10 protein-coding genes are annotated in these 10607 nt (G+C 39.4%); 4 read left to right on the top strand and 6 right to left on the bottom strand.

Annotated features, from left to right (window positions below; genetic code table 11):
* The first annotated feature begins 298 nt into the window (after window positions 1-298).
* Both Xbud_RS19945 and Xbud_RS16735 read left to right on the top strand, forming a co-directional pair.
* Window positions 299-457 (top strand): DUF5993 family protein, encoded by a 159-nt coding sequence (locus tag Xbud_RS19945; protein ID WP_169923096.1) that lies wholly within the window; start codon window positions 299-301, stop codon window positions 455-457.
* A gap of 12 nt (window positions 458-469) precedes the next feature.
* Window positions 470-1033 (top strand): disulfide bond formation protein B, encoded by a 564-nt coding sequence (locus tag Xbud_RS16735; protein ID WP_099137182.1) that lies wholly within the window; start codon window positions 470-472, stop codon window positions 1031-1033.
* A 102-nt stretch (window positions 1034-1135) separates the two neighbouring features.
* Here the strand turns inward: Xbud_RS16735 and Xbud_RS16730 are convergent, their stop codons facing one another.
* From Xbud_RS16730 to Xbud_RS16705, 6 genes are all read right to left on the bottom strand, one after another.
* Window positions 1136-2266 carry an AAA family ATPase gene (locus tag Xbud_RS16730; RefSeq protein WP_099137180.1) on the bottom strand — a complete coding sequence of 377 codons (1131 nt, stop codon included), beginning with the start codon at window positions 2264-2266 and terminating at the stop codon, window positions 1136-1138.
* Window positions 2263-2973 (bottom strand): RNA ligase family protein, encoded by a 711-nt coding sequence (locus Xbud_RS16725; RefSeq protein WP_099137178.1) that lies wholly within the window; start codon window positions 2971-2973, stop codon window positions 2263-2265. Before Xbud_RS16725 ends, Xbud_RS16730 begins: the two co-directional genes overlap by 4 nt.
* Before the next feature lie 430 nt (window positions 2974-3403).
* Window positions 3404-4597, bottom strand: coding sequence for an amino acid aminotransferase (locus Xbud_RS16720; protein ID WP_099137176.1), 1194 nt, complete (start codon window positions 4595-4597; stop codon window positions 3404-3406).
* Between the two features lie 94 nt (window positions 4598-4691).
* Complete coding sequence (gene alr, locus Xbud_RS16715) at window positions 4692-5771, bottom strand: alanine racemase (RefSeq protein WP_099137174.1); 1080 nt, start codon at window positions 5769-5771, stop codon at window positions 4692-4694.
* 62 nt (window positions 5772-5833) lie between these two features.
* Window positions 5834-7243 carry a replicative DNA helicase gene (gene dnaB, locus Xbud_RS16710; RefSeq protein WP_099137172.1) on the bottom strand — a complete coding sequence of 470 codons (1410 nt, stop codon included), beginning with the start codon at window positions 7241-7243 and terminating at the stop codon, window positions 5834-5836.
* A 419-nt stretch (window positions 7244-7662) separates the two neighbouring features.
* Complete coding sequence (locus Xbud_RS16705; protein ID WP_099137171.1) at window positions 7663-7920, bottom strand: helix-turn-helix domain-containing protein; 258 nt, start codon at window positions 7918-7920, stop codon at window positions 7663-7665.
* A 654-nt stretch (window positions 7921-8574) separates the two neighbouring features.
* On the opposite strand from Xbud_RS16705, the gene Xbud_RS16700 reads away from it, so the two are divergent.
* Together Xbud_RS16700 and Xbud_RS16695 are read left to right on the top strand one after the other, a co-directional pair.
* Window positions 8575-9528: a retron St85 family effector protein gene (locus tag Xbud_RS16700; protein WP_099137169.1), complete on the top strand. Its 954-nt coding sequence runs from the start codon at window positions 8575-8577 to the stop codon at window positions 9526-9528.
* On the top strand, window positions 9521-10459 hold the full coding sequence (locus tag Xbud_RS16695) for a retron St85 family RNA-directed DNA polymerase (protein WP_099137168.1): 939 nt from the start codon (window positions 9521-9523) through the stop codon (window positions 10457-10459). The genes Xbud_RS16700 and Xbud_RS16695 overlap by 8 nt, the downstream gene beginning before the upstream one ends.
* Window positions 10460-10607: the final 148 nt, after the last annotated feature.

Here is a 10607-nt window from a genome sequence, read left to right as displayed (position 1 = left end):
GCAGAAAGACAAATACAGCTGGGGCTGGAAGAATAGTGTTTAAGCCCCCTTTTAGGGGGCCGCGTCAAAGCCGCCTTCTATGAAGGCGGATTTTTACTTATTAAATTATTCTAATATTTTTTAATGCAACAAACACCTTTCTGGCTGTAATAATCAACGAAATAATCCTATTTAGATCAGTCTGATATTGTTGTTCTAATATTATTGCTGGACCTTTAAAGATGCTGTGTTCACATTATAGGTAAATTTATTTCATAATGATATTATATATTTTGTTAACTTATATTGGAGATTAAATATGTATATGTTTTTACCGTTTTTAATTGCGTTAGTTATGATTGCTACTGTTGTTACCGGCAAGAAGAAACTGACCTATACGCTTTGGTTTGTCTTATTAATCATTACGGTATTTTGGTTTAAATATCATGCTACTGATGCACTGAATCTTTCTTTTTAACCGGAGGCCATAATGAATAATTCTATGTCAGCATCTCGCAATCTTAATCCTGCCATTACATTGAATATACTTGGTTTATTTGGTATTTGTGCCATTCTAATCGTGGCATTTTATTATCAACTGGCACGTTTTGAACTTCCCTGCCCACTATGTCTGTTGCAACGTGCAGGCATCATGATGATTGGCTTTGGTTTCCTGTTTAATATCTATTTTGGTGTTAAAAACGCTCACTACAGCTTTTCCTTACTGGGTTGTATCGTAACTGGCTTTGTTGCTATGCGGCAGGTTTCTTTACATATCCTGCCTGGAGATGCAGGGTATGGCTCCACTTTCTTTGGTTTGCACTTCTATACGTGGGCTGCAATCTTATCTATTCTTACCATTATTACTATTGCTGCCATCATGCCCCTGAAAGCAGGTAATCATGATCCAGCAAAATATTCACCACACATACTCGGCAAACTTGCTATGGGATTGTTCGCGATCTTGATCACCGCTAATCTGGTCTCTACTGTGCTGGAATGTGGCAGTGGGCAGTGTGATGATAACCCAACATTTTATCAGCTATTGCAGTAATAACATTTCGTTATCTTGGTAGAAGAAAGAAGGCTGATACACTCCACAGCCTTCTCTTTTCCTGCAAGACCATTTCCCCTGAAAGGCCATTCAGAAGGAAATTCAATATTCATAATTCATTGAATTATTGATGAAATAACACACCTCATGTGCTTCTTCAGGCGTCGGAACTTCTAGCTTAGACAGCATTCGATCCATCACTTTATCCGGTACAACATATTCGCGATTACTGTTTTGTTGTCGCCATCGTTTATAGTCCTGTTCGATATAAATAATCTTAACTTTAGCGTCATAACTGACAAATAGCTGAATAAGTTGCTGACGCATTTGACCGGTAAGATTAGTAGCATTCCAGACAAAATCCTGTCGGTTACGCAATTTCTCTCTGGCCTGCTGTTTTGCCTGTTGTACAACCCAGCCATTGGCATTCTTGTCTTCCGGGCTTATCTGGTAACGACGTCGAATCGAATCCAAACCAATAACAAACCAATCTGGATAATACTGCTGGATAAAATGATCTTTTCCCATGCCAGGTAATCCACATAATAAAATCACCTGACTACCATAATCATCATAAGGTTGATAATCCGGCTGTTTACTTTCCGTGGAAAAATAATAAAAACGAGCTTCTGGAGAAGAGAATTTTCGTGCATTACTCCAACAATTTTGTTCACGGCAATAAAGTTCGAACAATTCGATGCGTTCCAGTAATTCCTGTGCATCATGACATTTGCGCCCTAAGACATCGGCTCTCGCTAATAAAGCCAATAGATAGGTGTCAACACGTAATGACGCCGCCAACAGAGTTTTCTGTGGTTCAGGTTTTTCCATCAACCATAGTGGTAATCCGTGAAAACGCACCAGAGCAGCAATTTGTTCACGTATCGCAAATGGTATAGGAATTTGCTGAAAAAAAATCTGCCTGACAGTCAACTCACCTTTACGGGCATGACCGGGAGAAACGATTCGTTCATCTAAATCCATCCGTGTAGTACTTCGCTTTTCCACGTCATGCAACAAAGCAGACGTCCAGAGTATTTCCTGTTCTTCTTTCTCCAGTGTTTGATACTCAGGCAACTGTTCCAATGCTGCCAGTACCATTTGAGTATGAATGGCAACATCACCTTCAGCGTGGTGAATGGGATCTTGCTGAACTCCCCCCATATCTGCAATGAAAGAAAACGTTTTAGATAAATAATCCCATGACTTATTTTTACTGAATATCCAACTCATTTTCTCTTTCCATCCGAATAGTATTCAAAGTAAAGAGGCGCTCGTTGCCAATGATGCTTCCAATGAATATCCGTTTTAACATGGTTTTTGCGCACAAACTTAAAAACATGATGTGGGAAATCAATAACTGAATACTCACCTGCATCACGGCTGACAATACCTTCCATTGAACAACGTTGTTTTGTTTGTGTATCCCATGAAGAAAAGCAACTTTCCTGCTTTGCGGTTTGAATAATATTTTTAATGAACGCTGATTCATCTCGTGTTTCAGGAATGGCAATTTCTGGCGTAGTAGGAAAATCAAATAAGGCAGCATAAAACTTTACCTCTTCCCAACTAAGCCATATATCTTTAATACGTATAGCAAAGACAAAGAAATATTCTTCAAGATGACGATATTCGATGGAGTGAATGGCATACAGATTCTCACCAAAAATCTCTATATCACCCAAATCACCCTTAATTAATTGCCAACGTTGGCGGATCTGCTGCGTCCATGCTGATTGTGTCGGTGCAGCATGAGAACGGGCAAATACACCATATTGGTTCAGGCAGTTATTTTCACCGTCTAATTTTTCTGTGTGAATAAATTGATTAATGTTCTGTATATCCTGCCACCAAACATGATTAATACGATCATCACTGGTTGTTCCTGGTGAGAATGGATAATGAAAAGTTCTACCATACTTTCTTGATTGCATATCCATAATGCTTTAGCTCTTTTAAAATTATCCCAATAAAAAGCGTGTTACACCTTTACAGACTAATATTCACCTCAATAATTGATGAAAGAGTTCAAGAATTCAAGAGTTGGTGTTGCATTTTTTTATTCCTATTTGATTAATCTTTTGAAATTAAAAGATTAGTTTAAGCATTTTTGCTATTTAATATAAAGGTGGGAGAAGCGAGATTTTACATATCAGGACTTGATATATATCGGTGCTTACTATCATAGAAAACGGTTATAAATTAACATAGCGAGCAATTTACTGTCATGAAATAACCGATAAAAATCTTTTATTTTTATATTAAATAGAGATATCTGTAGAATATAAGAAACCCTTTGCCTAATACCAGAACAAAGGGCTGTAGTAATTATCTTCACCAATTCCCCAAATATTCAGGGAATAAAAATCACTAACTCACTGCCGCAAATGCTTCTGCAACACGCTGTACGTTATGATAGTTCACTCCGGCCATACAAACCCGACCAGAACCAATCAAATAAACACCAAATTCTTCACGCAGGCGATTAACCTGTTCAGGACTAAAGCCGGTATAACTAAACATACCGCGTTGTTTCAGCAAGTGATCAAAGTTTTTCTCTGGCAACACATGTTTCAGTGCGCTAACCAACACAGTTCGCATTTCCAGAATGCGTAAACGCATCTGCTCGACTTCTTTCAACCATTGCGCTTTTAGTAACGGATCAACTAAGACTCTTGTTACAACCTGAGCACCAAAATTCGGGGGGCTGGAATAAATCCGACGTACACTGGCTTTCAATTGTCCCAGAACACATTCACTTGTTTTGGCATCATCGCAAATAACGGACAATCCACCAACACGCTCACCATACAGGGAGAAGATTTTTGAAAACGAATTGCTGATCAAACAAGGTAATTCTGCTTTTGCCATTGCCCGAATCGCGTAAGTATCTTCTTCCATTCCATCAGCAAATCCCTGATAAGCGATATCAAGGAATGGGATCAACGCCTGCTCTTTGGCAACCTGAGCTACCTGATCCCATTGTTCATTGGTGAGATCAGAGCCGGTTGGGTTATGACAGCAAGGGTGCATCAGAATAATGCTTTTTGCTGGCAATTGCCGGAAAGTTGCCAGCATTTCATCAAATCTTACCCCTTTGGTTTTATCATCAAAGTAAGGGTAATAATTTACTTTAAGCCCTGCTCCAGAGAAAATTGAAGAATGGTTTTCCCATGTCGGATCACTACACCACACTTCAGAATCAGGGAAATAACGATGCAAAAAGTCAGCACCAACTTTTAGTGCGCCTGAACCTCCAACAGTTTGAATCGTTGCAATACGATTTTGCTGCAACAACGGATGATCTTCACCGAACAATAATTCTTGAATTGCCAGCCGGTAACCAAGCAAACCTTCCATGGGGAGATAAAGAGACGCAGACTGTGGCAAAGCTTTCATTTGTTCTTCTGCGATTGCAACAGCCTGCAATTGAGGTGTTATACCCTGCTCGTCGTAATACAACCCAACGCTCAGATTAATTTTTTCTACACGGGGGTCTTTTTTAAACACTTCCAACAACGAAAGTATAGGATCACCTGCGTAAGCATCAACATTCTGGAACACGACATTATACTCCCTGCTACTTAGTTAGCATAAAAACTGTTGTATAAAAATAGTGATATAAAAACACAATAACAGACAATATAACTTAACCCGATTATTCGTCCAGATATTCCATTGCAACACGTGAGGTTAGTTTCGTGATCAGCTCATAGGCACTAATCCCCGTATATTCCGCAATTCTTTCAGCAGGTAAGACTGTACTCCAGAGAATAACTTCATCACCCACTTTGTCCTGACAATCTGGCCCCAAATCCACCGTAATCATATCCATGGAAACCCGGCCAACAAGAGGAACTTCACGTCCATTAATAAAGATGGGTGTGCCTGATGGTGCACTGCGGGGATAGCCATCACCATATCCGATTGCTACAACACCTAAATATGTGTCACGTTCACTAACCCAAGTACCGCCATAACCTACCGCTTCACCCGAGTTGTGCTTGCGTACAGCAATTAAGCTAGATTTCAATGTCATCGCTGGAATTAAGTTAAAATCAGCCGCAGTTTTATCTGCCATTGGCGATACACCATACATCATGATGCCAGGGCGAACCCAATCCAGATGTGCCTGTGGCCACAACAAAACTCCCCCAGATGCTGAAATAGATTTTTCACCAGCTTTACTCGCAATAAATGACATAAAACGTTCAATTTGCAGGGAAGTTGTATCCATCAGTGGTTCATCGGCACGACTAAAGTGGGTGATTATATTAACGGGCTGTTCGACGTTACGGCAACGACTCAAGCGTTGATAAAAATCTTCTGCTTCATCCAGACGAACGCCAAGACGATGCATCCCCGTATCCAACTTCATCCACACCTTAATTGGATGAGATAAATTAGCCTGTTCCAGAGCTTCAAGTTGTTCGATGTTGTGCACCACGGTTTCAATATGATTGGCAACCAAAACAGGGAGATCTGACGCCCCTAAAAAACCCTCCAGAAGCAGGATTGGCTTGATAATCCCGTTACTGCGCAGATCCAATGCTTCCCCTATTCGTGCAACGCCAAAACAATCAGCGTCTTCCATTGTATACGCAGTTTCCAATAAACCATGTCCATAGGCGTTTGCTTTCACAACTGCAAGCAATTTACTGTTCGGAGCTTTCGCCCTGACCTGTTGCAGATTATGTCGCAGAGCACGACGGTTGATAACAGCAGTTGCCGCTTTCATTTTGTCCCCTTTTTATTCTTTTCCGGTCAGTAGGTTTTCAATAATACGTTATTCATTATTGTTTATTCATCGCTGTAGCTTGGCCCTGCATAATTATCAAACCGTGACCATTGACCATTAAACGTTAGCCTCACTGTACCGATAGGGCCATTACGCTGTTTACCAATGATAATTTCTGCCACACCTTTCTGTTCACTATTATCGTGATATACCTCATCACGATAAATAAACATGATTAAGTCAGCATCCTGTTCGATAGAGCCTGATTCACGCAGGTCTGAGTTAACGGGCTTTTTATCAGCTCGCTGCTCCAGACTACGGTTAAGCTGGGATAATGCAACAACGGGTACTTGGAGTTCTTTCGCCAATGCCTTGAGTGATCGGGATATTTCAGCAATTTCCAAGGTACGGTTATCAGATAGGGAAGGCACCCGCATTAATTGCAGGTAGTCGATCATGATCAGGCTAAGCCCACCATTTTCACGGAAAACTCTTCTTGCTCGGGAGCGCACTTCAGTAGGGGTTAAACCGGATGAATCATCAATATACATATTGCGTTTTTCCAGCAAAATCCCCATGGTGCTGGAAATACGCGCCCAGTCCTCGTCATCAAGCTGACCAGTACGAATACGTGTTTGATCTACACGGGAAAGAGACGCCAACATACGCATCATGATCTGATTGCCGGGCATCTCCAGACTAAAAATCAAAACGGGTTTATCCTGCATCATCGCTGCGTTTTCACATAAGTTCATCGCAAAAGTGGTTTTACCCATTGAAGGACGTGCTGCGACAATGATTAAGTCAGATTTTTGTAAGCCAGCGGTTTTTTTATCCAAATCTTGATAACCGGTAGAAACTCCTGTCACACCGTCATGCGGACGTTGATACAGTTGTTCAATTCGTTCAACCGTTTCTTCCAGGATCTGCTCAATGCCTTTCGGGCCTTCGTTTTTATTCGCCCTATTTTCTGCGATTTGGAATACCCTTGATTCCGCCAGATCTAATAATTCTTCACTGGTGCGGCCTTGTGGATCATACCCCGCATCTGCAATTTCATTAGCAACGGCGATCATATCGCGAACAACAGCACGTTCACGGACAATATCCGCATAAGCATTAATGTTCGCCGCACTTGGGGTATTTTTGGACAATTCGGCCAGATAAGCAAAGCCGCCGACATTATCCAGCTCCCCATTTTGCTCCAAGGATTCTGATAATGTAATCAGGTCGATAGGTTTGCCCATTTCAAGCAAACGCTGCATTTCAGCAAAAATACGCCGATGTGGACGACTGAAAAAATCATTGCTGGTGACACGTTCGGATACGTTATCCCAACGTTCATTATCCAGCATCAAACCGCCCAACACGGATTGCTCTGCTTCCAAAGAGTGTGGTGGAAGTTTCAGCCCTTCCACTTGGCGATCTTTTGGTTCAGCCATACTGTTGTTAGTTGGTTTTTTTCCAGCCATGTACCACATCAATCCACTAAACAAAAACGAAATAGCGTACCAGTATACGCCATGAAAACAACCTTGAGTAATTATATATAGTCTATACTCGCAATTAAAACACAACTGATTGATATTGAATAAATAATACTCATTTTTTAACTGATTTATTCTTGTTTATTTATATAATTGTTTATACATAGAACACTGAACAAATCTATAAACAAAGCATAAGATAAAAACAAGGCAAAAGAAAAGAAAGAATAAGAGTGAATGTGTGAACAATAAAACGAGGCCAATACGCTAAACGTTCCAAGCTATGAGGGTTGCGTATATTCAGTTGAAAACTATTAAAGTAACAACTACGAATGTTACTGCTAGTGAGAAGATACCCCGTTACGGCTATCTTCCCGATGATTTTTAAATGGAACTGATTATTTTTATGATTTATCCCGAACCTTGCGCTCAATCAATTGACCATACGAATCAAAATAGCGACTAGGCCAAATTTCAGAAGGATGTATTTCGAGATAATTAGCAATAATCCATTCGCCTTTCGGCCACGGTCTGCTGAGAGTATTTGCCAGTGTAGATGAGCTGAGACCAGATGCACGAGAAACAGCCGCTAAGGTTGTACCGCGCTTACGTAATGCAGCGATGATATCAGCTTGATGCCAGTCGTTTTTGGTATTGAACATTCCTGCTACCCCTTCCATTAATTGAAAAAATTGATGGTGGCGATTCAGACAGGGTTATCACAACCGGGAACGATCGTCCGGCGAGGCATAAGCCTCCCCTGCCTGAACCGCCATTGAAAGGGCGATAGCAGACACACTGGTAGAAATTTCCTACCAGTGGATCGTTCTTACAAGGGTGATAATCCTTGACCACTAGATTTTGCTAATGGCGGGGCTACTTTAACTGATTGGTTTATCTGGTTCAATAAGCGAATCAGTATAAACACTTAACTTTTTGCGTTATATGCTATTAAACAGCTCAGTGCCAGAAGCAGACATTACAGACATCCGTGTGTTAATTAACAGGGAGCAGGTCAGGTCATAGACTCATTAGAGTACCTTAAGGGTAAAACTGCCAATAGGAATCATAAGCCAGATAAAAAAATTTGATAGCCACTACTCATCATTGTATAGTGAGCATACTCTTTAGCGTATTGGCTTCAATTTAGCCTTGTCGGGCGATTCGCCAGACACAAACTTATTGTTTAGATTTAGGGTTGCGCCAGATGCAAATCGGCCGATCCTGCTCACACGATCGGCCGATTTGCATCTGCCGCATCCTTTAGTAAAGAGTTAAAAAGAGACTTTGTGTCTCTTTTTTATTTGGAAATTTAGATGTACGAAGAAACTATAAAAGATACATTTAAAAATCTTGATGTTGAAAATTTTTCTGTTAACAACAGTACCCTAAATTTAATATTTGTTTGCGGAGGGCTCGTAGATGTAAAAGAAGCTATTCCTTCTAGTATGCGCGGGCAGCTTTACGCTTATACCTCCTCTGAACATGAAGAGTTTCATAATTGCCTCCGGATGGCTGAGTCTTTCAAAGACTATATAGAGTCTGGTCAATATGATGATTTACTCCATTTTGAGCATGACATCGCTAAGATATCATCGCAAGTACTGTTATTTCTTGAAAGTCCTGGTTCATTAGTTGAATTAGGAATATTTTCTTCTTTCGAAAACCTTTATGATAAAATTTGTGTTATTGCACCTGAAAATCATGTAGAGAGCGAGGACTCTTTTATTTTTCTAGGACCTCTCAAAAGAATATCCTCTTACGTCAGCAACTCAGTACTCACTTATCCATATGATTCGGAAAATGGAAAGTTTGATAAGGATGTGTGGAAAGAAATCTGCGAAGATATATTTGATAGGCTAAAATCTAAAGTCAAAGTTGAAAAGTTCAGAAAAGATGATGATGGTCATTTATGCATGCTGATACTTGAAATAATAAACATCTGTTTTCCTGTTCAACTTTCTGAGATAGAATCAGTTCTTTCATTATTTCTAATAAATATATCGCAAAAACGCCTTTCTCAACTGATATATTTATTATTAACTCTAGAACTAATACAAAAGAAAAAAAGAAGCACAAACACTTATTTTTTTCCACTCAAAAAACTCGAAAGTGATACTTATATAAAGTTTGGATCTTATATAGATAAAAAACCATTCGATAAGTCAAAAAATAAAATTAAATTAAGACAAGAGCTTTTTATTAATTTAAAAGATAAAGAGCAACGACGCATTCGTGTTTTAGCTAAGTATAGTGAAGAAAATGTCTAATAATCCAAAATCATTCCGCAAGCTTTTACAAAGCACTCTATTTTTGAGTGATGAACTCATCAATACATTTATCGCCACTGCTCCTTATCGATATAAGATTTATGATATAGCAAAAAGGAACTCCAATGAAATGCGCAGGATTGCTCATCCTTCAAAGGAATTGAAATTTATTCAACGTATTATAGTTAAAGAACTGTCTAGTCTGTTACCTGTACATGAATGTGCTTATGCTTACAGGACTGGACGGGGAATAAAAGAAAATGCACTTATTCACTCAAAGAACAGTTATTTATTAAAGTTTGATTTATCAAATTTTTTCAATTCTTTGACGCCTGATATATTCTTTGCTGAGTGCAAAAGAAATAACATTTCTTTCGATAAAGACAATGCTTCTATCATATCTAACTGTTTTTTCTACCGTGAGCACAGGAAAGCGAGCTTAAAATTGAGCGTTGGCGCGCCCAGTTCTCCTTTTATTTCTAATGCAATTATGTACTCTTTTGATAAGAGTATTGAAAAAGCATGTAATAACAAGGGAATAAATTTCACTCGCTATGCTGATGATATGACATTCTCCACAAATACGAAGCATGTGCTTGTCGGCTTTGATAGTATCGTAAAGGATGTTTTATTTGATCTTTTCAGAGATGCTATTTCTTTAAACCATGATAAAACCATTTTTTCCTCTAAAGCTCATAATCGTCATATTACTGGTGTAACCATTTCTAATGATGATAACATCTCACTTGGGCGAGATAGAAAAAGATATATTTCATCAGCTATTCATCACTTCTCTTTAGATAGGCTGAATGAAAGTGAAATTAATAAATTAAAGGGTTTATTAGCTTTTTCAGAATATATTGAACCTGCATTTGTGGCTAGAATGGTAAAAAAATATGGTGCGGAAGTGATCAAAAAACTAAAAAAATAGGTGAATGATATCATCTACTCCGAAGGCGTTTGCACCACTCAGTTACCCATCACTATATGTTCTAAGCCATCATCTGATGATGGCCGGATCTGCTCCCCTCCCCATTGATTAACATACTACAATGTTAGGTCTGCTCTTCGCCCATAGC

This window comes from Xenorhabdus budapestensis (assembly GCF_002632465.1).
In the GTDB taxonomy this organism is placed as follows: Bacteria; Pseudomonadota; Gammaproteobacteria; order Enterobacterales; family Enterobacteriaceae; genus Xenorhabdus; species Xenorhabdus budapestensis.
This window is presented reverse-complemented; position numbering and strand designations above follow the sequence as displayed.